Below are 22,706 nucleotides of genomic sequence, written 5' to 3'. Positions count from 1 at the left end.
ACGGCCGCATGCACCCTGCCGGATGGTCAGTTGGCGAACATCTTGCCGCCATCCACGACCAGCGTATCGCCGGTGTGGTAGGAGGACATGTCGCTGGCGAGATAGACGACGGCGCCGGCGAGGTCCGAGGGTTTCCCGGCGCGACCAAGCGGCGCCTTGGCCGCGACCATGTCGGCCAGCATCCGGCCCACTGCCGGATCGGCGAAGGTCATCTCCGTCTCGATGAAGCCCGGCGCGATGACGTTGCAGCGTACCCCGATCGGTCCGAGTTCGGCCGCAAGCGCCTTCGCGAGCGAATTGAGCGCGCCCTTGGCGATGCCGTAGTGCGCCATGGTCGGCACGCCCTGGAAGATCGAGCCGCTGCCGCAGATAATCAGCGACCCGCCGGGATCGCCCGCCTCGCTGCGCTGTTTCATGTGCCTGGCGCCTTCGCGCAAGGTGAACACGGCGCCGTCCAGGTTGACGTCGATGAGCTTGCGGTAGGTGCCGACGTCCATGTCGGTGAAGGCGACCTGGCTGGCGATGCCGGCGTTGGCGACTACCGTATCGATCCGGCCCATCGCCTCCAGCGCCCGCGCGAAGCCGGCCACGATGTCTGGCTCGCTGGCCACGTCGACGCTGTCGGCAAAGACTTTGACGCCATAGGTGCGCAGCGCTGCGGCGGCCTCCTCGTTCTTGTCGGCGCGGCGCCCCCACAGGACCACGTCGCTGCCCGCGCGCGCCAGCCCTTGCGCGAAGCCGAAACCCAGCCCCGAATTGGCACCCGTGACGAGCGCCACCTTGCCGGTGAGGTCGAACAGATTTTCCGGCAATCGCTCTCTCCGCTCACGCCGGCCCGAAACGGCCGCGCTTTGGGGAAACCTGCAGTCGCCCCCGTCACTGCGCAAGCAGGCGGTGTTTCGTCATCGTGCCAATATCATCGTCAAACCGCCCTGGCGCGGCCACTGGCCGGTCACGACAACATTGCCTGCCGGAACTGCCGCGGCGTCAAGCCGCTCGCCTTGCGGAACGCGGCCGAGAACGCCGCCGCGCTGTCGAAGCCGCACTCCCACGCCACCACCTTGATCGCCGGGCCGCCGGGCGCCAGCAACCGGCGCGCCATCGCGATCTTGCGTTCGGCGACGTAAGTGGTGAGCGTCTGCCCGGTGGTGGCGCGGAACAGCCGGAAGAAGTGCCGTGTCGACAGGCCGCATTCCGCCGCGAGTTCGGCGACCTGGGGTAGCTTTCCGGGCTGCTCGACGCGTTCGTCTATCCGGGCGATCTGCATAGGCGACAGGCGGGCGGCATCGCCAGCCTCGCGGCTGGTCGCCTGGTGCAGATAGCGATGCAGCTCGATGGTCGCCTGCATCCACACAGCGTGCGCCAGCATGTCGCTGCAAAATCCGGGCCGGGCGATCTCCTCGGCGATGCGCCGCAGCGCCTGGTCCAGCGCGCGGCAGCGAATATCGAGCGTGGCGCGCAGCGTATCCTCGCAGATGCCGATCTCCTCGGCCGGGAGGCCAGATCCGTCGAAACCGCAGCAGATCGAGGTCTGCCGCCCTTCCCCCCACCAGGTGTGCAACCGGGCCCCGGCGGGGATGAAGATGACCGGCCCCAGCGCCGTGGTCGCGCCGTGATCGATCTCCGCATAGCCGCCGCGCGGCCTGCCCGGCCGGGGCGACAGCGCCAGGTCCAGAAAGCTGCGCGGCGACGAGAACACGCCGCCTTGCGGCCCGTCGAAGCGGTAGTCGTGCAGTTCCATCACCACGCCGGGCAACGTGATCCGCCCCCGGATCGCGCAGTCCATGCCCGACGTGGCCGGCAGATCGTAGACGTGGGAGGTGCTCTCCATCAGCCCGCTTCCTCAACCATGGCGTTCTCGCGCCGAATTTGGCGCGGCGGCGATAGCCGCGCACCTTGCGAAGGAAAGGGTCGGCCTTGTTAGATCGTGCTCTGGCGCGTCCTCGACGGACAGCGACCATGGACAAGGGAGAGCGACATGAGCAGCCTCGCGCAGGAACAGGCGGCAAGCCGCAACGTCATCGACATCACCGACTTGCACGAACCGATCCTCACCGACATACAAAAGCAGGTCCTGGCGGGCGCAGAGGCCGGCGCCGACCAGATCGTGTTCGATCCCGCCGTGATCCTTGCCAACGCGCAAGGCCAGACCGGCCTGACCGATTTCGGCCCCGCCGATTTCCGCGAGCGCCTCGCTGTCTGGTGCCAGGCGGTCGACGAAGACGCGAATGCTTCTGCCGTCGCCCGCGCCAACCTGTTCCAGATGATGATCCGCCTCGCCGCGACACGGCTGCGTATCGAGGACATTGTGAAGCGGCACCCCGAAATCCTGGAGATCGCGATCGAGCGGCCGATCATCGTCGCCGGTCTGCCGCGTTCCGGCACCACGCATCTGCTCGGGCTGCTCTCGGCGGACCGTCGTTTCCGCTCCCTGCCCTGGTGGGAGGCGATCGCCCCGGTCCCGGCCCCGGATGAGGAACCGACCTCGCAGGACGCTAACCCCCGCTGGACCAAGGCCGAACATGGATGGCGGGCGATGGAATCGATCCTGCCGTACATGGCCATCATGCACGAATTCTCGCCCGACCATATCAGCGAGGACATCGAGTTGCAGGCGGTGGACTTCTCGTCCTACCTGATCGAATGGCTGGCCCACGTACCGCGCTGGCGCGATTATTACCTCAGCCACGACCAGTCCGGCACTTACGCCTACCTCAGGAAATGCCTGCAGGTTCTGACGTTCCTCAACGGGCCCAACCGCTGGGTCATCAAGTGCCCGCAGCACATGGAGCAACTGCCGGCGCTATACCGGACGTTTCCGGATGCCACCTTCGTGCTGACTCACCGCGATCCGGTCGGCTCGATCCGCTCGCAGCTTACGATGTATACTTATGCCGCGCGGATGCTGCGCAAGTCCGTCGACATCCGCGAACCGCTCGGCTACTGGCCCGCCCGCTACGAGACCCTGCTGCGCGCCTGCGTGCGCGACCGTGACGTGCTGCCACCGGAGCAGACCATCGACGTCTATTTCCACGACTGGATCCGCAACCCCGACCCCATCGTCAAGGAAATCTACCGCATCGCCGACATCCCGCTGACCGACGACGTGCTGGCGGACCTTCACGCCTATCTTGCCGAGCATGGCGAGCAGAAGAAGGGCAAGATCGTCTACGATCTCGAACGCGATTTCCACGTCACCGGAGAAGACCTGCGGCGGCCGTTCGACTTCTACTTCGAGCGCTTTCCGGTCAAGGTCGAGGTCCGATAAGATCGGGCCCTTGCATTCCTACCGTCCGGCAGGACGGCGTCCCGGCGACGCTCCTTATGAGTGGGCATCACCCCGTCTCTCAAGAGGTATTCAATGCCCGAACTTAACGTCGTCACGCGCGATGGAACGCTCAGGACGATCGAGGCCGCAAGCGATGTCAGCGTCATGGAGGCGATCCGCGATGCCGGCTTCGACGAACTGCTGGCACTTTGCGGCGGATGCTGTTCGTGCGCGACCTGCCACATCTTCGTCGATCCGGCCTTTGCGCAGGCGCTGCCACCGATCTCCGAAGACGAAAGCGATCTACTGGACGGGTCCTCCCATCGCGGCGAATATTCGCGCTTGTCGTGCCAGGTGATGATGACTCCCGCGCTTGCCGGAATGCATGTCACCATCGCACCCGAAGATTGAAGTCCCTACCGATCCGCACCCGAACAGAACGAAACGGAGAGAAACACAGTGGCCTGGAAAGAACCCATTCGCGAGCAGTTGGACGTAACCGGCTCGACCCTGCTGACCGACCGGCAGAAAACGATGGTCAAGCACTGGACCGACCTTCAGGAAACGCTGAACGCTGGCGATTTCGACGGGATGGACCGCTTCTTCCATCCCGATTTCCGCTACGGCAACCCCAACCGGCCCGACCTTGGCACGTACGAGCAATGGAAAACCTCACCCGTCGCGCTCTACAAGACCTTCTTCCCGGCCGCCTACAAGACCATCGACGCGGTGGGCAAGGGCGAGGACGAGATCTGGATCTACGCCACCCATTACTGCAAGCACGTGGGCGGCCCTTACATGGGCGTGCAGCCGACCGGCAACGAATTCCAGGTCAACTGGTTCTCGATCGTCAAGTTCGCGGGCGACAAGATCATCAACATCTTCAGCATTTCCGATGTGCTGACCATGCTCAAGGACATCGGCGTGGTCGACGTGCCGCAGCCGGTCGATCCCTATAAGTAATCCGAGCGATCGGCATCACCGGCGGCGTGCGTGGGAACTCGATCTCCCGCGCACGCCGTGCGTCCTTACGGTTGAACCGGAGGGAGCAGGCCGGCGAGGAGGAAGGCGGCCATGCGCCCTGCCTGTTCCGTCGCGTGATCCTGGTCCACCTCGGAGCCCGCGCCCAGCCTTTGCTGCATCGGCACGGCGCTGAAATAGTACCCCACGCCCTGGACCAGCAACGCCATCAGCGCCGGGGTCGAGATATGGTTCACCGGGCGCGTGCGCCGCACCGCATCCAGCAGGTCGTCCAGGCGGTGCTGGAACGGCAGCACGAAGCGATCGACGATATGATCGAGCCGCCAGGTCGACCGGCACCCTTCCACGTTGGTCAAGGCCACGATATCGGCGTTGAGCGTCGCCCACAGGCAGAACCGCTCCACCAGATGGCGCAGGCGGCTTTCGGCATCGGCGCGTTCCTCGAACACGCTTTCGACGAAAGGCGAGGCCTGCGCCATGCGCCAGTCGACCGCACGCACCCACAGGTCCTCCTTCCGCCCGAAGCGGACGTTGAGCAGATTGTGGCTTACCCCCAGCCGCTTCGAGAGGTCCCGCAGCGTCGTCCCTTCGTAGCCGCGCTCGGCGAAAGTCGCGAAGGCCACCCCAAGCAATACGTCTTCATCCACCGAATGGTCGGCGTTCTGGGCGGGGCGTCCGCGGCTGCGTTGGGGCTGATCGAGCATTGCGTGTCCCTTAGCGAATGGGCGTTGACTTATAAATTGTCATCCGTCAATTTAAACGCAAGGAGAATGGATGCCGCTATGAGTCTGCAAAAGGATGTTTGGTGGGCCGTCGCACGGTCGGAGGAAGTCACTTCGGACAAGCCGTTGTCCGTCGATATCGGCGATCAGCCCATCGTTTTGTGGCGCGATAATCATGGCATCGCGCGCGCCCTGGAAGACCGCTGCCCACATCGCCGGGCCCCGCTCTCGCTGGGCTGCATCCGCGACAACGGCTTGATCCAGTGCGGCTATCACGGCTGGAGCTACGACGGCGAAACGGGGCGCCTGAAGGAAATCCCGAACATGAAGGACCAGCAGAAGTTTCCGCCGGTCTACAAGGCTACCGCCTTCGCCGTCAGCGAGCAGGCCGGATTCGTGCGCGTATGCCTCGATCCCAAGGCCGAGGCGCCGGCCAGTGCGTCGCCGCACTACAAGTACAGCGGCACCGCCAACGTGAGCTTGCGGCATCAGGAATACCTCGATGCCCTCTATGACGATCCCAGCCTGCTGATCGCCATCCGCGCGGTGCACTTCACCCCTTATCTGATGTCGGAACTGCACGAGCAGGGCGGCAGGCTGGTCATGGAACGCAGTTGCCAGTGGAAGACGCCGCATTGGCCGGCCCACTTCGTCGCCGAGTTTCCGCTCACCTTGCTGACCAGCACCGATCCGGTCAGCGGCGAAACCGAACTCACCTTGCGCGACGATCAGGCGAAGGAACTGCTCCACGCAGTGCTGGCGCCGGTACCGGCGGCACGCGGGGTCACGGCGGTACGCTGGCGGGCCGAACTGGGCGAGCGCCACGCCGGCATCCGGGGCGCGCTGCTGCGCGGCAGCAATCCGCTTTCGGTCCTCTCGTCGATCGACGGAACCAAGCTGCGAACCACCAAGCCGACGGTCTCTCTGCACGGCGAAGACCTGCGCGCGGAATTGCGCGGCGCCACTCATGACAGCTCCCAGCCTCCGGTTGATCGTACCGTGGCTGCCTGAAGGAGGATACCCCAATGCTCGAAGTAGCCGACCGTCCCTTGCAAACGGACGAAAGCCCGACCACCCGCGCGTCCACGCCGATTTCGCTGAACGCAATCAACCGCTGGGTTCCGCACGACATCGTGATGCGCGATAGCTGGTTTCCGGTAGCCCACAACTATTCCGTGACCGGAAAGCCAGTGCGGCGCGCGATCTATTCGCACCCGATCTTCCTGTGGCGCGAGGACGGCGTCGTCGTCGCCAGCGAGTTCCACCCCAACGAACGCATAGCCCGTGACAAGAGCGTCTATACCGACGTAAAGGGTCATTACCCGACCATGGAGCACTACGGTGTCGTCTGGGTGTGGTTCGGGAACCCCCAGGCCGCCGACCCGGTCCACCTGCCGAGCCTGCCGTTCCTGCCCCCAAAGGGCGGCCTGCCCAAACACATGACCGCCACCGTGCGGTTCGAATCCTCCGCGCCCATCAGCCTCGAAAACCTGATCGATCTGACGCATGCCGACTTTCTGCATGCCGACGTCGTGGGTGATGAACGTTCGGACAGCGAAACGGTCGAGACTTTCTACGACAGCGAGACCGTCACCATGGTTCGCACCTTGGTGAACAAGTCGGTGGCGCCGGTGATGAAGTTCTTCAGCGGCATCCGCCAGCCGACCCAGAACGTGCGCCAGGTGATCCGCATCTATCTGCGTTCGCACTGCGCGATCGCTTATGGCCAGTTCAACCCCGGCGACGACGTGCCGCTGTTCCACCCCTGCACGCCCGAAACGCGCGACCGCACGCGCATGGAAATGGTGATGAACACCTCCAATGCCGGGCTCATGTTCCGCCATGTCATGCCCAAGGCCGGCTACAAGGTCTCGCGCCAGGACAGCTACATGACCTCGCCGCAAAGCCCGCGCTACATGCGCCATACCGACCGCAAGGACCTGCACAGCAAGTTCGACCAGGCCGGACAGCGCTATCGCATGGCGATGATGGAACTCGCCGAGCGCCAGGAGAAGGGCGATTTCGCCTATCGGGACAACGTCAGCGCCGATTGCAGCGACATCATCGGCCTGCGCAAGGAACTGTTCCAGTTCTGACCTGATCTCTCCACTGGGCGGGCCGCGAGTCCGCCCTTTTTTTCCGATAACGGGAGGGTACATGCCCACTTTCACCAACGCCGTCGGCGGTGAACGCCGCTGGTGGGCCGTCATGCCTACCCTGCCCGCCCCGGCGATGGCCGGTATCGGCCAGCAGATGGAACAGGCGGGCTTCGAAGGCTGCTTCTCGCTCCAGATCTACGGCCCGCCGTTCGTGCCGATGGCCGCGACGGCGGCGCTGACCAGCACGCTCAAGGTGGGCACCGGGGTCGCCATTGCCGGCACCCGCAGCCCGGTCGAAACCGCTTACGCCGCGATGGACGTCGATCGCATCTCGGACGGCCGCTTCGTGCTGGGCCTGGGTTCGAGCATCAAGAGCTGCGTCACCGGCATGTACGGAGAGCCCGAGCGCAAGCTGCTCACACACTTGCGCGAAAGCGTGAAGGTCATCCGCTACGTGATCGCCAATGCCCACAAGGGCCTGGATCCGATCGCGGGCGAGTATTTCTCGGCCGATTTCGAGGAAATGATGCTCACCGCCCCGCCCGTGCGCGAGGAGATCCCGATCTGGATCGCCGCGCTGCAGGACAAGATGACCGCGCTGGCGCTGGAAATCGGCGACGGGCTGATGGTCCACGCGCTGTGGTCTGCCGCCTACACCAAAAGCAAGTTGCCTTTCCTCAACGAAACACTGGCACGCTTCGGCCGCACGCGCGCCGACATCGAGATCAACGCCTGGCCGTGGATCGCGGTCAACGACGACAAGCAGCAGGCCATCGACGACAGCCGCGCCACCGTCGCCGCCTATTCGGGCTACAAGGAGTACGAGCCGTTCTTCGAAGCGATCGGCTTCGGCGACCAGGCGCGCGCCTGCCAGCTCAGTCTGGGCGAACACGGCGACATCGCCAAGGTCATCGGCAACGTCTCGGACGAGATGGTCGAAGCCTTCGTGACCTGCGGCCCGATCGATGAGGTACTGGAGAAGATCGAGCCGTTCTGGGACGTGGTCGACTCGCTCTGCCCGATGACGCCCTATCGCGACCTGACGATGGACCAGTTGACGCAATACAACGCGGGCCTGTTCAAGCTGGTCGCCACCGCCAAGGCACGGGCCGGCGCGGCGCTGCAATCGGCTTAGGGCGGCAGTGACGAGGACGCAGGACCCGATACCCGCGCGCCAGGCCATCGCCGACCAGTTGAGCAACTATGCGCGCGCGGTGGACCGCATCGACCCTGAACTTGGCTACCGCGTCTGGCACGAAGACGGCACCGCCGATTATGGCACCATGTTCCGGGGCAGGGGCCGGGGCTTCGTCGACTGGGTTTGTGCGACGCATGCCCAGATGACCGCTCACGCCCATCATATAACCAACGTGCTCATCGACGTGCGCGGCGACCGGGCTTCGAGCGAGGCCTACGTCCACGCCACCCTGCGGTTCAGCCGCGAGGGCCGGAACATGGTCGGCAGTGTGTTCGGACGGTATCTCGATCGCTGGTCGCTGCGCGACGGGCACTGGGCCATCGACCACCGCATCTACGTGCAGGACATGGACGAGTTGCGCGACGCCGGCGCCCCGCTGGTCGGCGCCTTCGGCGGCACGCGCGACCGCAGCGACCCATCCTATGCGGTGCTTTCAGGCGAGCCCTAAGCCGCAGGGGCGCGACGCCGCGCCCCACCGCATCAGGCGGGCACCAGCTCCTCGACCATCGCCTTGCCGGCGATGAAGCCCGTCACCATCGCCGGGCCCACGTTGCAACCATGGGCCGGAGACTTGCCGCGCCAGATCGAATTGGCGTCGAGCCCGGCGGCATAGAGCCCCGACACGGCCCGTCCGTCGGCACCGATGACCCGGCACCGGGCATCGATCTTCAGGCCAACGGTGGTCGAGCCATCGCCGGGATAGATCTTGATCGCGTAGAACGGTGCCTTCTCCACCGGGCCGAGGCAGGGATTCGGCTTGTGCTTGGGATCGCCGATCTCGATGTCGATCTGCGTATCGCCTTTGCCGAACTCCGTATCCGTGCCGGTTTCGGCAAAGCGGTTCATCCTGGCGACGGTCTTTTCCAGCCCATCGGCATCGACGCCGATCTTGGCGGCGAGCGCGCGCAGCGTCGGCGCTTCGATCACGTAGCCCGCCGCCACCAGCTTCTTGAGGCCGCCACCGCCGGGATAGACCATGCCCATCCCGTATTTCTTGACGAAAGCCGCATCGCCGATGATGTGCGCGGGCACCGCACCGTCGGCGTGCATGGCTTCGACGAAGTGAACCGACGCCTCGTTGCCGAAGCGTTCGCCCCTGGCGTTCACCGCGATGCAGCCCGGCTTCGACATGTCGATGAGGTGGGCATAGCGTGCCACGTAACCGTCGGGACGAGTCAGCTTGGAAACCACCGCCCAGACCGCGTTGACGATGTTTTCACCGCCCAGCGCCGCGCCGGCGTCCAGTCCCATGTTCATGCCATCGCCGGTGTTCTCGTAAGGCAGGATCGAGACGTGCTGCTCGGCAAAGGGGATGTAGGCCTTGCGCAACTGCTCGCTCGCCGAAAAACCGCCCGAGGCCAGCAGCACCCCCATTCGCGCGCCGATCTGCTCCGCGCCGACGCGCACGCCCGTCACCCGGCCGTCCTTCACGACGAGCTGGTCGACGGCAGCGCCTTTCTCCATCACGACCCCCGCGTCGAGCGCCGAGCGCAGCAGCCGGGCCGCCAGCGCATTGCCCATCGTCAACCGGGTTCCACGCGGATAGCGACGCACCTTGTCGGCGCCGAACCGCGCGGCGAGCTTGCCGAAATGGATGATGGACCGCGCCGACGGCATCTGCGCCAGGTAAGGCAAGTCGAACAAGTCGATCATGAAACCGCCGGGCGCGTTGAACTCCTCGCGCGCGGGCTTCAGATCGGCGAAGTGCACGCCCAGCTTCTTGCCGTCGAACTCCTGCGGCGCCAGCAGTCGGCCGTGGTCGGCGGCTCCGGCGACTTGTGGGTACCAGTCGCTGCTGGGGAGGGAGAGCAGGAAGTGTACGGCGCTGTGCCGCTCCAGCCATTCGACCATTTCGGGGCCGGCATCGAGGTACGCGTCGATCAGGTCCGGCTCGGCGGTCGGCCCGATCACGTCGAGCACGTACTGGCGAGCAACCGCGCGGCTGTCCTTCACCCCCGCCGCGCGCGCCTGGGGGCTATCGGGGATCCAGATGCCCCCGCCGGATACCGAAGTGGTGCCCCCGAATTGCGGCGCCTTCTCCAGCACCAGCACCGATGCGCCTGTAGCAGCCGCGCGCAAGGCCGCTGTCATGCCTGCGGCGCCCGATCCCACTACTACCACGTCAAATTCGCGCATCGGGGTCTCCCGCTCCCTGTCCTGCTTCACTCTCGCCCGTTTCGGGGGCATTGCCCCCTCCGCCCGGTAGGTTCAGACCTTGGGCATGATCTCTTCGGCTACCCAGCGCAGCCGATCCAGGTATTCGTCGATCCCCGAAATGCCGGGCGGCAGCGGCACGATCGTCTCGTTGACGCCCAATTCCTTGAGCCATCCGATCTGGTCGATGATCTTTTGCGCATCGCGCGTACCCGGCGCGCGCGGATCGTCCATGATCTCGTGATGCGCGCCGACGTTGAGCATTTCGAGCGCGAAGAACAGGTCGATCGGGCGACCATCGTATTCCGGCTGCGCCCGGATGATGTCGATGCACTCGGGGAATTTCTCGGGCGGCGTGCGGAACGGCGACCAGCCATCGCCGAACTTCGCCACCCGTTTGAGCACGGGCTCGGCATCGCCGCCGAACCAGATCGGCAGGCGCGGCTGCTGCACCGGCTTGGGCGCAAAGCCGACGTCCTTGAACTTCACGAATTCGCCGTCGAACTCCGGATTGTCCGAGGTCCACAACTCGATGATCGCGGCGACGTATTCGTCGGCGATGCGTCCGCGCTGGTGGAAGTCGACGCCGAGCATGTCGAACTCGTCCTTGAGCCAGCCCACGCCGAACAGCGCCGTCGCCCGCCCACCGCTCAGCCAGTCGAGCGTGGACCAGGCCTTGGCCTGCACGATCGGGCTCTGCAGCGGCAGGATCGAAACCGAGGAACTGACGCGCATCCGTTTGGTGCGCCCGGCCAGGAACGCCAGCGCCACGGTGCCGTGCACGTAATGGTCGCCGGACAGCTCTATGTGCTCCTGGGGTATGATGAAATGCTCGCCCAGCATGCACTTGTTGAAGTCCAGATCGTCCGCGACCTGCAACGCGTGGCCGATGTCGTCACCCGTCAGCGCGTGTTCCCACGGCTGGGTCATCGCCGCGACGTGCATGCTGTTCGGCACGCCCACGTTCAGCTTCATACCCTCTTCCCCTCTTCGCCTTTGTGTCGGCCGCGATGATCGGCCCGCACCGGGCGATCGCACCTTCCAAACGGAAGGGCGCCGCTTCTTCGGCCTGAAACGAGCGCCGATGCGCAGTGCCGGGCTTCGGCGAAGTCGTCGGGCGTATCGAGATCAAACGCCAGGCCGCGCCGGCGCACGATCGCCGCCTGAGGCCAGAAACCGAGATGATGCCCCAGGCTGCCCGGCCCGAACGCAAAGCGGCGCGCGCCGCCCTTGGCCAGCGCCAGCGCGTTGGTGCCTTCGCCATGCCGATCGGGGGCGATGGCGACGCCCGTGTCGAATGCCTCGGCGAGGATTTCCTCCACGTCCTCGGGCGACAGGAACGGCAGGTCGGCATGGATCACCAGCAGCGGCCGATCCGGCAGCGCCGCGCAGGCACGCGCCAGTTCCTCGTTAAGCCCAGCACCACGATCGCGCATCCATGTCGTCATTCCGGTCAGGACGGGCGTGGGTGCCAGCAACCGCACGTCCTCGATGCCCTTGACCGCCCGCAGGCTTGTCACGACACGGCGCGCCATCGCCTGGGCCAAGCTGGTCCGCGCCGGGAGGTCGAGCAGGTTCGACAGGCGTGACTTGACCTGTGAACCCTGCTTCATCGCTACCAGCGCAGTCCATCGTTGCAAGCGAACGGTCCTTTGTCTGAGGGTTTAATCCTCGAGCGGAACAAGCTCTCCGGTGATGCGAATCCCCGCGCCGTCCACCTTGTACGTCTTGTTGAGGAAGATCAGCACCGAAGTCAGCGCCTCGGCAGCGGCGGAGTTGGCGAGCGCGCCGCCATGCAGGCCGCGCAGACCCATCGCGTCGGCCAGCGCCACGACGCGCCCGCGCGCTGCCTTGTCATCCCCGAAGACCAGCACGTCGCAACCGATGTCGATGTCCTGCGCCAGCTTGTGCGCCGCAACGTTGTGGAATGCCGAAACCAGCGTCACCCCCTCGCCCAGCGCCGCCTGCGCCTTGAGCGCTGCCGATCCTTCCGACGGCAGTTGCACTCGCATGACGCGCGGCGGCAGCAGCGGAACGGTGGTATCGACGACGAGTTTGCCGCTCACGTGCGGAGCGATGTCGGCAAGCGTCGCCTCCTGCGCGGCGAAGGGGACGGTGACGATGACGATATCGCTGTGGGCCGCTGCCTCGGCATTGGTCGCACCGCGCAGGCCATGACCGAGATCTGCCGCCGCCTTCTCGGCGCTTTCCGCGCCGCGCGACCCGATCACGACCGGATAGCCCGCCCGCGCGAGCCGCCAGGCGATCGCCGCGCCCAGATTCCCGGTGCCGCCCACGACGGCTATGGTTGGTAGGGTCATGCTGAGGTTTTCCTTCGTTTTTCAACCCACGCCGTGCGCCGGAACGCGCGCAGCGACATCGCGATAAAGCGTGGTGCGTTGGCGCACCGGCCGATCGACCGACGCCGCCAGCGCACGCATCTCCGCAGGACCGAATTCCTGTCCGTTGACGCCGCCCGCCGCGCGCGTGATGGATTCGTCCATCAGCGTCCCGCCCATGTCGTTCGCCCCCGCCTGAAGCGCCGCGGCGGCACCTTCCGGCCCCATCTTGACCCACGACACCTGGATATTGGTGACGACCGGGTGCAGCACGATGCGCGCGATGGCATGCATCAGGACCGCCTCGCGATAGCTTGGCCCGGACCGGGCGAGGCCCTTGCGCCAGATCGGCGATTCCATGTGGACGAAAGGCAGCGGCACGAATTCGGTGAAGCCGCCGGTCTCCTCCTGCAAGGCGCGGATGCGCAGCAGGTGGCGCGCCCAGTGGCGATACTGTTCGACGTGGCCGAACATGATCGTCGCCGTGCTGCGCAGCCCGACGCCGTGCGCCACGCGCATGACCTCGATCCATTCGTCGGCGCTGACCTTGTCGGGACAGATGACGGCCCGGATTTCCGGATCGAGAATCTCGGCGGCGGTGCCCGGAAGCGAGCCCAACCCGGCGGCCTTCAGACGCGCGAGGTAGTCTTCCAACGGCAGGCCCAGCGACTGCGCGCCGTGCGTGACTTCGAGCGGCGAAAACGCATGGATGTGAATGCCCGGCGTCGCCGCCTTCACCGTGCGCAACACCTCGAGGTAGGTATTGCCATCATAGTCCGGGTGGATGCCGCCCTGCAGGCACACTTCGGTGGCGCCGCGCTCCCACGCCTCGGCGGCGCGGCGGCCGACTTCGGCCATGTCCAGCCGGTAGGTGGGGCCGCGCATCGCCTTGGTGCTGCCCTTGGAGAAGGCGCAGAACCCGCATTTGTAGAGGCAGATGTTGGTGTAGTTGATGTTGCGGTTGACCGCATACGTCAGCGTTTCGCCCGAACTGTGCCGCCGCAGCCGGTCGGCGAGCGCCACGACGGCGGCAAAATCGTCGTCCTCGGCATCGAACAGCACCTCGATCTCGCGCTCGCTCGGCGGCTGCCCCGCCTCGGCCCGGTCCAAGATCGATGCGAGTTGCGGAGATACGGGCCGCGCCCCGATGCAGGCGACCTCGGGCACCGCGTCACCGCGCCCGGCCGCCCAGTCGTCGCGCTTGGGCAAGCCGCGCGCGTCGATCGCGCGCAGGACGCGCGTGGCCATCGCAGGATCCGCCCATTCCTTCGCGCCCAGCGCATGGCGCGGGCCGATCGCCAGCCGCTGCGCAAGCGTGCGACCGGCATCGCGGGTCGCGGTCTCCAGCACTTCGAGGTGCGGCCAGGGCGCTTCGGGGTTCACGTGATCCGGCGTGACCGGAGAAACCCCGCCCCAATCGTTGACCCCGGCGCGGATAAGCGGCGCCAGATCGACCCGTTCGTGCAGGTTCGGCGGCGCCTGGATGGTCATCTCCGGCCCCAAGATCAACCGCGCGGCGGCGATGGCCCACACATGATCCTCGAGCGAAGGTTCCGCGTGACCTTCCATCCGCGTGCCCGGCTTGGCGCGGAAGTTCTGGACGATGACTTCCTGGATATGCCCATGACGGCGATGCAGATCACGGATCGCCACCAGCGCCTCGACCTGTTCGCCGCGGGTCTCCCCGATCCCGATCAGCAGGCCGGTCGTGAACGGTACTTTCGCCCTTCCCGCGTCCTCGATCGCGGCGAGGCGGCGGGAAGGGGCCTTGTCCGGGGAGCCGAAATGCGGCCCTCCGCGGGCGCACAGACGCTCGGATACGCTTTCCAGCATGATCCCCATGGAGGCCGCATGCGGGCGGAGCATGGCGTAGTCGTGCGTATCCATGAGACCGGGATTGAGATGCGGCAGCAGCCCCGTTTCGCGCAGGACGAGCTGCGCCATCGCCCCAAGATAAGCCAGCGTCGATTCATAGCCCAGGTTGGCCAGCGCTTTGCGCGCGGCGGCATAGCGGGCCTCCGGCAGATCGCCCAAGGTGAACAGCGCTTCGCGGCACCCGGCCGCAACGCCCGCGCGCGCGATCGCCAGGACTTCCTCCGGATCCAGATAGGCCGTCCCCGACCGCGCGGGCGTGGTCGCGAAGGTGCAGTAATGGCAGACGTCGCGGCACAGCCTGGTGAGCGGGATGAACACCTTGCGCGAATACGTGACGCGGTGCCCGTGCCCGGCCAGCGTGGCGGCCTCCGCCGCCGCCATCATGGCGTCGGGCCGAACGCGCAGGAGCCGGCTGGCGATACCCTGCGCATTCCCGTCGCTTTGATAGAGCCTGTCCAACGTCACATCACACTCCACGCCTTGGCTCCACGCCTTGACCAGACCATTGCCGGCTGGGATGGCGACCCCAGCCCGGCACACTGATTAGAACGAGTATTTCGCCGATACCCCCCACGTCCTCGGCTCGCCCGCATAGACCGAGCTGGTCGGGAAAGAGGGCAGCAGCACGCTCGACGCGGAGTAGTACTTCACGTTGAACACGTTCTTCACGAAGACGCCAAGGTCCAATCTGGTCCCGGCGATACCGCGCAGATCGAGACGGGCATTGGCGAGTTCGTAGCCCGGCAGCTTCTCTCCGTTCTGGCCGCCGAAGTCGTCGGTCATGAACAGATCTGCGTTGAACGTCAGTTCCCCGTCCGCCGGACGGATAGGCATGATCCAGCTAAGGCTGGCCGTGCCGGAGAAGGTGGGGGAATACTTGTTGACCTGATCAGGACCCAGCACGATCGTCGACGGCAAGGTGCCCGGGATGGTAACGCGCTCGACCTGTACGTTGGTGTAAGCGGCATTGAAGCTGATCGTCATGCTCGGCACCGGGCTGATCGACGCTTCGAGTTCGACGCCCCAGATACGCAAATCCGCCGCGTTCACCGCCAGCGATCCGTTGCTCGGCGAATCGGGCGTGCCGTTCGGGACGGTCGTCTGGGAATTCAGGAACTGAAGGGCGTTCTTGTACTTGCTGTAATAGGCGGCGATATTCAGCAGGCCTCGCGCCGAACCGACGTGGTAGTTATATTTCGAGCCGACTTCGACGTCGGTGATCGTCTCTTCGCCGGTCTTCTGGAACGGCCGCAAGTCGGCGCAGACGCCGCCGGTCGATACGCAGGCCGGATCGACGCCGCCGGTGGTGAAGGGGGTTTCGAAAAGCGGCGTATTGACGTTGGCACCGCGATAGCCGCGCCGGGACACGATATAGAGCAGCCAGTCCGGATTCGGCTTGTAATCGAGGCCAATGGTCCAGCTCGGCTCCTGGCCCTTGTTGGATACGGTACCAACGCCGTCGATCGCGCCGGTCCCCGCGACGGCGAGGCAGGTCGCTTCGGTGGCGTAGGTGGTGCCGATCGCGCCGCCACAGGCGGAAACCTTGTCCCAGCTATAGCGTGCGCCCAGGTTGAGCTTGAGCTTGTCGGTGATCTCGTAGCCGATCTGGCCGTAGACCGCCCAGTTCTTGTTGCGCACATGGGCCGTAACCGCCGGCGCCGGAACCGAGCCGACCGAGAAGGCGGTGAACTGCGAACCGCTGGCACCCGCGGGCTTGTCGTTGTTGTAGAATACGCCTGCGATGAAGTTGAAACCGTTGAAATCGCCGAGCAACTGTGTTTCGTTCGTCATATACTGGCGGTCGAGCACCGACGAGGCCGTGAACAGCGTGAACGGCACCGACGCCGGGTTGGCGAGCCCCGTGGGGATCTCCAGGATCGGCAGGCCGCCGGTGTTGATGAGCTGGTAGCTGTAGTTCTTGCGATAGCCGAAGATGTTGCGCAGCGTCAGCGCCCCGAAGGTGAACGAGGTGTCGTTCGTGATCGAGGTGGTCTTGCGATAAGCCGCGCCGCCGTCGATCCCGCCGTCGAACGAACCGCGCCTGTTCGCCCGCTGCGTGGCAAGCGCTGCACCGACCTGCGGCTGGGCCGCGCCCAGGCCGAGCGCTGCGAACGGATAGTTCTCGCGCAGCAGATACAGCCCGCCTGCCAGTTCGTCGCCCTTGAAGTATTCGTAGATGGTCGTGCTCTTCAGTCCGTCGACGGGTTCGAGCAGCAACGACAGGCGGAAACCGTCCTGATGGATATTGTCGAAGCCGGGGCCGCCGTCGAAGGCGATCGTGCGCGGATCCTGGCGGCGGATCTGGCCCGCCGCACGAAACGCCACCTTGTCCTCGACGATGGGAATGTTCACCGCGCCCTGGATCTCGCGGTAATCGAAGCGGCCATACGTGCCTTCGACGTAGCCTTCGAATTCGTAGGACGGCTTTTCACTGCCGATCACGACCGCGCCGCCCAATGTATTGCGCCCGAACAGCGTGCCTTGCGGGCCCTTGAGCACCTGGATGCTGCCGATGTCGTAGGTCGGCACGTTCGAACCGACGGACGGAAGCGGAATGTCGTTCAGGTAGATGACCACGCCGGGCGTCACTTCGCCCAGCGGCAACTGTCCGATACCGCGCAGTGTAAGCGCCACGTTGTCCTTGCCGCCCTCTGACGAGAACGTGAAACCGGGCGCGATGGTCTTGACATCGCTGACGGTCTGGACCGTGCTGCGCTCGAGCGCATCGGCCGAAAACGCGGTGATCGAGACCGAAACGTCCTGCAACCGCTCGGCGCGCCTGCGGGCCGTCACGACGATGTCGGATGGACTCGCCGCTTCGGCTTGCCGTGCCGGCGCGGCGCTCTCCTGCGCGGCGGCCGGGATGGCGAACAGGGCGGCAGTCGAGAAAAGCGCGCCTTTCAGGATTTTCGTATGCATTTTTATCCCGTCCAAATACTGTTATCGTTGCCGGCCGCGATCGTTGGGTCGGGGCCAGTGGTGGCGCTAGTTGCGCGCCTTGCCGGGTTCTCTCCACCTATCTCGCGATAGGCCGCGTAAACCTTGATCCTGTTTCTTGCGTGATTGCCTTCCAGGGCGGACGCCCCGACGCGACCCTACGATCAGGACCAGTCCCGTATCGCCTGCGCGATGTCGACCACGCGTGGTTCGCCGATTTGGCCAGGCGTGCCCGACAGGCGCGGCGCGGGTGCCGGATGCGCAAACCCGCCGCGCTCGACGAACGTGCCGCGCGCCCGGTTGTGGGGGTGGTGCGGCGCTTCCGCCATCGACAGGATCGGCGTCACGCAGGCATCGGTCGGCTCGAACACCGCCGCCCATTCGTCGCGCGGGCGGGTGGCGAACACTGCCGCGAAGTCCGCCTCCATGGCGGGCCACGCGGTGCGGTCGTTCTGGTCGTAATCGTGGTCCGACAGGCCCAACCCGATCAGCATCTGCGCGAAGAACTTGGGCTCCAGGCAGCCGACGGCGACATGGCGCCCGTCCGCGCAGGCGTAGCTGCGATAGAACGGGGCGGCCCCGTCGAGCAAGTTGGACGCCGGCGCATCCTGCCACAGGCCCTTGGGCTGCCAGGCGAAGAAAAGGCTCATGAGAGAGGCCACGCCATCGCCGATGCACGCGTCGACCACCTGCCCCCGTCCGGTGCGCTGCGCTGCCAGCAAGGCACTGAGCATGCCCATGACGAGGAACATCGTGCCGCCGCCGTAATCGCCCACGAGGTTGAGCGGGACCGGCGGCGGCGCGCCCTTTTCGCCCATCGCATGGAGCGCGCCGGTGATCGCCAGGTAATTGATGTCGTGCCCGGCGCGCAGCGCCAGCGGCCCGGACTGGCCCCACCCGGTCATGCGCCCGAAGACGAGGCGGGGATTGCGTTCGAGGCAGGCATCGGGCCCCACCCCGAGGCGCTCCATCACCCCCGGCCGGTACCCCTCGATCAGCCCGTCGGCATGGGCGATCAGGTCGAGCAGCCGGGCCCGGTCGGCGTCCTGCTTGAGATCGAGATGCGTCACCGCCCGGCTGCGGTGGAGGATATCGCCGCCGACGTCCTCCCACGCACCTGCCCCCGCGCTGGCCGGGCGGGCGACCCGCACGACGTCGGCGCCGAGGTCCGCCAGCAGCATCGCGGCGAGCGGAACCGGACCGATCGCGTCGATCTCGACGATGCGGATGCCGGCGAGCGGCCCCCTCGCTTCCTCCATCAGATGTTGGTCCGGTCCGCGCCCTTGAGATCGAGCATCGCGCGCGCCTCGGCGGGCGTGGCGATTTCCAGGCCCATCCCTTCGATGATCTGCCGCGCGGTGCGGACCTGCTCGGCGTTCGTCTCGGCCAGCCGCCCCCGGCCGCCCCACAGCGAATCCTCCAGACCGACGCGGACGTTCCCGCCCATCGAGGCGGCCATCGCGACGATCCCCATCTGGCGCGCGCCCGCGCCCAGCACCGACCACTCGTACTGGTCGCCGAACAGGCGATCGGCGGTGCGCTTCATGTGCATGACATCGTCGGGATGGCCGCCGATGCCGCCCAGGATGCCGAAGCAGGTCTGGATGAACAGCGGCGCCTTAACCAGCCCGCGATCGAGGAAATACTTGAGATTGTAGAGGTGGCTGGTGTCGTAGCACTCGAATTCGAAACGCGTGCCCAGGGGCGACAGCGTGGTCAGCAGGTGCTCGATGTCGGCATAGGTGTTCTTGAACACAAGATCGCGCGACGCCTCGAGCGCGGCGGGTTCCCACGCGTGCTTGAAGTCCTTGTAGCGGTCGAGCATCGGGAACAGGCCGAAGCCCATGGTGCCCATGTTGAGGCTGGCGACTTCGGGCGCAAACGTCTTTGCCGGGCGGATGCGCTCCTCCACCGTCATCGACGGGTGGCCGCCGGTGGTCAGGTTGATGACCGCGTCGCTGCGCTGGCGGATGACCTTCAGGAAAGGCTCGAACAAGTCGGGGTTTTGATCGGGGCGGCCATCGACGGGATTGCGCGCGTGGAGGTGGATGATCGCCGCGCCCGCTTCGGCGGCGCCGATCGCCGATTCCGCAATCTCCTCGGCGGTGACGGGCAAGTGGGGCGACATCGACGGGGTATGAATGGCGCCGGTGACGGCGCAGCTGATGATGACTTTACGTTTGGCCATGACAATTCCTTTCGCGCCGGGTGGCCTTGGCAGGCCCCCCGTTCGCGGCAATCTATCCTTCGATAGGATGACGGGCGCGACCGCGGCCGATCGCGCCCGAGGCCGTTACGGCAGGATGCCGAGCTGGCGGGCGCGAAGGACCGCCTGGGGACGGCGGCGCACCCCGAGCTTGTCGTAGATCTGCTGCATGTACCACTTGACCGTGCCCTCGGTCAGGCCCAGCCGGTCGCCGATCTCGCGGTTGCGCAGGCCGCCGCCCACCATGGTGAGGATATCGACCTCGCGGTTGGCAAGGCGTCCGGTGAGGCCGAAGTCGTCTTCCTCGTCTTCCTCGTCCTCTTCGTCGGTGCGCACTTTCGGCCCTGCCCGCATCAGCGAGACCAGGCTCACCGCGAAACGGTCCGCCGGGGTGTCGAGGTCCGGTCCGGTCGAATAGGCTTCGACCAGCAGCGATGCGATCACTTCGCCTTCATCGAGGAACATGCGTACCCATCCCGCCGGCTCCGCCATTTCCACGGCAGCGCGGACCGCCCGGCGCGCTTCCGAACGGTTGCCCTGCAGCACCGCGATCTCGGCAAGCAAGAATTCGAAGGTGACGGCCGACCGCGTCGCGCCGCTGCGCTTGACGAATTCGAGCCAGCGATAGGCGACCTTGCGCGCGCGTCCCAGCCGGTGGCGCTGCATTTCGATGCGCAGCCAGGCGATGGCGATGCTCTCGTTGCGGCGGGTGGGGCGCAGTGTCGGGATCGGCTCGCCATCGATCTGGGGGTCGCCGGCGAGGAAATGGCGCTCCGCCTCCTCGACTTGCCCCGCCTTGACCAGCAGCCGCACTTCCTCCGCCACCACGATGGCGCGCAGGCGCTCCAGCCCGCACTCGATCGCCACGAGGTGCGCATCGTTGAGGGTGGACAGCGCGCCGGGAAGGTCCCCGCGCGCGGCACGAAGACGCGCGTTCACCAGATAGCCCGAGGCCATCTGGTCCGCGAACGCCCATTCGCGCACCACCGGCAGATAAGTGTCCACCAGCGCTGCGGCGCCGTCGACGTCGTTGGCGTCGTAGAGCAGTTCGGCCAGCGGCAGCGCCGGCAGCGCCGCCAGCCCCGATCCTTCGCCGTGGATCTGGTGGGCCAGGTTCAGGGCTTCTTCGAGGAAACGCCGGGCGAACTGCGTCTTGCCCTGCGCCATCAGCGTCGGCGCAACGGACGCCTTGAGCGCGATCGAGGCGAAACCCGAACCCGGGCGCGCCAGGGCGACCCGCGTTTCGGCCTCCAGCTTGAGCATGTCGCTGAAATGATAGAGTTCGCGGCGCGCCGACATCAGTTGCGCCAGCAGCGTGCAGTTCAGATAGGCATGGCCTTCGTCGAGTTCGCGCAGCAGCACTTCGGCATCCGCCTCGACACTGACCATGTCGTCGCGGGCGGCGTGGAGCATGACCAGGCGGTGGCGGATGATGAGCTGGAGCCGATCGGCATCGTGGTCGGAAATGCTCCCCGCCGCGTGCTGATCGTCACGGGCCTTTTGGGCCGCGGCGATGAAACGGTCGGCCGAAGCGAACGCAAGCTGCCGGATGCGCCGCCAGGCCAGCGCGAGCAGCAGGCTGGGGCGCCGTTCGAGCAGCGGCCAGGGCAGCTCCGCGCCAAGTTCGTCGATACGGTACAGATATCCCGAATAGATCAGCGGATCAGCAAGGCGATCGAGCTGATCGGCGAGGAATTCAGCGTCGCCGCTGAGGCGGGCATGCTCGATGGCGATCTGCAGTTCGCCCTGTTTCGCAAAGTGCAGGCTCGCGCGGCGGTGCATCACCGCGGCCCGCGACGGCGCCCGGTCCATCAAGCGGCCAAGCACCATCTCGCGAAACAGCCGATGGTAGCAATAGCGGCCGCGCTCCTCGTCCACGGCGTTGAGGAACAGGCCCTGGCGGAACACCTGGTCGAGCATCGTCCGGGCGTTCTCGTCCCCGGTCACGGCGGCGCAGGCAGACGGCGTCAGTTCGTCCAGGATCGAGGTGTCGACGAGGAAGCGGCGCACGTCGTCCTGCTGCTGCGTCAGCACTTCCTCATGGAAATATTCGGCAAACTCCGGGCGCAGGCCGGTGATCTGCAAGGTGCTCGAACCCAGGCCTTGTCGCCGATACAGTTCGCAGGCGATGACGATGCCCGAGACCCAGCCTTGCGTGTCGCGCACGATCTCGCCCAGCGCCTGCGTGTCGACCGGAACGCCGACGGTGCGGGTGATCAGCTCGGTCGCCTCGCCCAGCGTGAACGACAGGTCCGCGTTGCCCACTTCGACGAGGAAGCCCAGCGCGCGGATCCTGGCGAGCGGCAGGCCGATCGCCCCGCGCGCGGCGACCACGATCGTCATGGCATCGCGCGCGCTGGCGGAAAGCTGGGCGATGAATTCGAGCGTCGGCGTGTCGAGCAGTTGGGCATCGTCGATCATGACCGCCAGCCTGGGGCCTTGCGCGGCCGCCAGGGTGCGCAGCCACGCCTCGTCCGGAGCCGAGACCGGAAGCCCTTCCCAGTCCAGACCGGCTGCCGTGCCCGCCGCTTTCAGCGCCTGGAGGAACGAAGCCTTGCCACCGATCCCGGCGCGCGCCGCCAGCCACAGCACCGGGCGACGCTGATCGCGCAGCCGTTCGGCCCAATAGAGCATCGCGGTGGTCTTGCCGCTGCCCGCCGGGGCGGAAACCGCCGTCAGCCGGGATTGCGATACCTTGTCCGTCAGATCTTCGATCGCGCGGCGGCTCACTACCGTACGCGCCGCCTGCGGCGGCAGAATCGTTGTTGGCACAACATTCATCTCGTCTCTCCCGAGAACTCGCGAATCTTTCCGATTCGTTTTTTATTCGGAATATATTTCACGCACCAAAATCTTAAATGCAAGCGCTTTCCCTATCCGCAGATAGGACATCAGGCACGGCGAACAGTGTCCATGCCGATAATCGA

General features: G+C 66.1%; 19 protein-coding genes. 7 read left to right on the top strand and 12 right to left on the bottom strand.

The annotated features are described in order from the left end of the window. Positions 1–26: 26 nt before the first annotated feature. Positions 27–812 (bottom strand): SDR family NAD(P)-dependent oxidoreductase, encoded by a 786-nt coding sequence (locus BES08_RS26775; RefSeq protein ID WP_069709854.1) that lies wholly within the window; start codon positions 810–812, stop codon positions 27–29. Between the two features lie 140 nt (positions 813–952). Continuing rightward, positions 953–1,831, bottom strand: a complete 879-nt coding sequence (locus tag BES08_RS26770) for a helix-turn-helix transcriptional regulator (RefSeq protein ID WP_069709853.1) — start codon at positions 1,829–1,831, stop codon at positions 953–955. A gap of 147 nt (positions 1,832–1,978) precedes the next feature. Here BES08_RS26770 and BES08_RS26765 point away from each other — a divergent pair, with 147 nt between their 5' ends. The 3 genes from BES08_RS26765 (at position 1,979) to BES08_RS26755 (ending at position 4,231) form a co-directional block, all read left to right on the top strand. Beyond that, a complete protein-coding gene (locus tag BES08_RS26765) occupies positions 1,979–3,268 on the top strand; it encodes a sulfotransferase family protein (RefSeq protein ID WP_069709852.1) in 1,290 nt (429 codons plus the stop codon). A gap of 93 nt (positions 3,269–3,361) precedes the next feature. Next, positions 3,362–3,679 carry a 2Fe-2S iron-sulfur cluster-binding family protein gene (locus tag BES08_RS26760; protein WP_069709851.1) on the top strand — a complete coding sequence of 106 codons (318 nt, stop codon included), beginning with the start codon at positions 3,362–3,364 and terminating at the stop codon, positions 3,677–3,679. Positions 3,680–3,727: 48 nt separating this feature from the next. Then, on the top strand, positions 3,728–4,231 hold the full coding sequence (locus BES08_RS26755) for an ester cyclase (protein ID WP_069709850.1): 504 nt from the start codon (positions 3,728–3,730) through the stop codon (positions 4,229–4,231). A gap of 65 nt (positions 4,232–4,296) precedes the next feature. Here BES08_RS26755 and BES08_RS26750 read toward each other — a convergent pair whose 3' ends face one another. Next, complete coding sequence (locus BES08_RS26750) at positions 4,297–4,953, bottom strand: TetR/AcrR family transcriptional regulator (RefSeq protein ID WP_069709849.1); 657 nt, start codon at positions 4,951–4,953, stop codon at positions 4,297–4,299. 78 nt (positions 4,954–5,031) lie between these two features. Here BES08_RS26750 and BES08_RS26745 point away from each other — a divergent pair, with 78 nt between their 5' ends. The 4 genes from BES08_RS26745 (at position 5,032) to BES08_RS26730 (ending at position 8,716) form a co-directional block, all read left to right on the top strand. Further along, positions 5,032–5,982: a Rieske 2Fe-2S domain-containing protein gene (locus tag BES08_RS26745; RefSeq protein WP_069710204.1), complete on the top strand. Its 951-nt coding sequence runs from the start codon at positions 5,032–5,034 to the stop codon at positions 5,980–5,982. A gap of 14 nt (positions 5,983–5,996) precedes the next feature. Then, positions 5,997–7,067 (top strand): aromatic ring-hydroxylating oxygenase subunit alpha, encoded by a 1,071-nt coding sequence (locus tag BES08_RS26740; RefSeq protein WP_069709848.1) that lies wholly within the window; start codon positions 5,997–5,999, stop codon positions 7,065–7,067. Between the two features lie 61 nt (positions 7,068–7,128). Then, positions 7,129–8,205, top strand: coding sequence for an LLM class flavin-dependent oxidoreductase (locus tag BES08_RS26735; RefSeq protein WP_069709847.1), 1,077 nt, complete (start codon positions 7,129–7,131; stop codon positions 8,203–8,205). 7 nt (positions 8,206–8,212) lie between these two features. After that, positions 8,213–8,716 carry a nuclear transport factor 2 family protein gene (locus BES08_RS26730; RefSeq protein WP_069709846.1) on the top strand — a complete coding sequence of 168 codons (504 nt, stop codon included), beginning with the start codon at positions 8,213–8,215 and terminating at the stop codon, positions 8,714–8,716. A gap of 32 nt (positions 8,717–8,748) precedes the next feature. Here the strand turns inward: BES08_RS26730 and BES08_RS26725 are convergent, their stop codons facing one another. From BES08_RS26725 to BES08_RS26685, 9 genes are all read right to left on the bottom strand, one after another. Then, positions 8,749–10,404: an FAD-dependent oxidoreductase gene (locus BES08_RS26725; protein WP_069710203.1), complete on the bottom strand. Its 1,656-nt coding sequence runs from the start codon at positions 10,402–10,404 to the stop codon at positions 8,749–8,751. A 72-nt stretch (positions 10,405–10,476) separates the two neighbouring features. Further along, entirely contained in the window at positions 10,477–11,397 is a 921-nt protein-coding gene (locus tag BES08_RS26720) for a TIGR03619 family F420-dependent LLM class oxidoreductase (RefSeq protein ID WP_069709845.1), read from the bottom strand. Further along, the gene (gene cofC, locus BES08_RS26715; protein ID WP_231958461.1) at positions 11,394–12,062 is read right to left on the bottom strand and encodes a 2-phospho-L-lactate guanylyltransferase; all 669 of its coding nucleotides are present in this window, start codon (positions 12,060–12,062) and stop codon (positions 11,394–11,396) included. Before cofC ends, BES08_RS26720 begins: the two co-directional genes overlap by 4 nt. Before the next feature lie 24 nt (positions 12,063–12,086). Further along, complete coding sequence (gene npdG / locus BES08_RS26710) at positions 12,087–12,743, bottom strand: NADPH-dependent F420 reductase (protein WP_069709843.1); 657 nt, start codon at positions 12,741–12,743, stop codon at positions 12,087–12,089. Positions 12,744–12,764: 21 nt separating this feature from the next. Continuing rightward, the gene (cofH, locus tag BES08_RS26705; RefSeq protein WP_069709842.1) at positions 12,765–15,101 is read right to left on the bottom strand and encodes a 5-amino-6-(D-ribitylamino)uracil--L-tyrosine 4-hydroxyphenyl transferase CofH; all 2,337 of its coding nucleotides are present in this window, start codon (positions 15,099–15,101) and stop codon (positions 12,765–12,767) included. Positions 15,102–15,179: 78 nt separating this feature from the next. After that, positions 15,180–17,555: a TonB-dependent receptor gene (locus BES08_RS26700; RefSeq protein WP_069709841.1), complete on the bottom strand. Its 2,376-nt coding sequence runs from the start codon at positions 17,553–17,555 to the stop codon at positions 15,180–15,182. A gap of 182 nt (positions 17,556–17,737) precedes the next feature. After that, positions 17,738–18,832 (bottom strand): CaiB/BaiF CoA transferase family protein, encoded by a 1,095-nt coding sequence (locus tag BES08_RS26695; RefSeq protein WP_069709840.1) that lies wholly within the window; start codon positions 18,830–18,832, stop codon positions 17,738–17,740. Then, positions 18,832–19,761 carry a 3,5-dioxohexanoate:acetyl-CoA acetone transferase gene (gene kce / locus BES08_RS26690; RefSeq protein ID WP_069709839.1) on the bottom strand — a complete coding sequence of 310 codons (930 nt, stop codon included), beginning with the start codon at positions 19,759–19,761 and terminating at the stop codon, positions 18,832–18,834. Before kce ends, BES08_RS26695 begins: the two co-directional genes overlap by 1 nt. A 105-nt stretch (positions 19,762–19,866) precedes the next feature. After that, a complete protein-coding gene (locus tag BES08_RS26685) occupies positions 19,867–22,560 on the bottom strand; it encodes a winged helix-turn-helix domain-containing protein (RefSeq protein ID WP_197524542.1) in 2,694 nt (897 codons plus the stop codon). Positions 22,561–22,706 lie beyond the last annotated feature (146 nt).

This window comes from Novosphingobium resinovorum (assembly GCF_001742225.1).
Lineage (GTDB): Bacteria > Pseudomonadota > Alphaproteobacteria > Sphingomonadales > Sphingomonadaceae > Novosphingobium > Novosphingobium resinovorum_A.
This window is presented reverse-complemented; position numbering and strand designations above follow the sequence as displayed.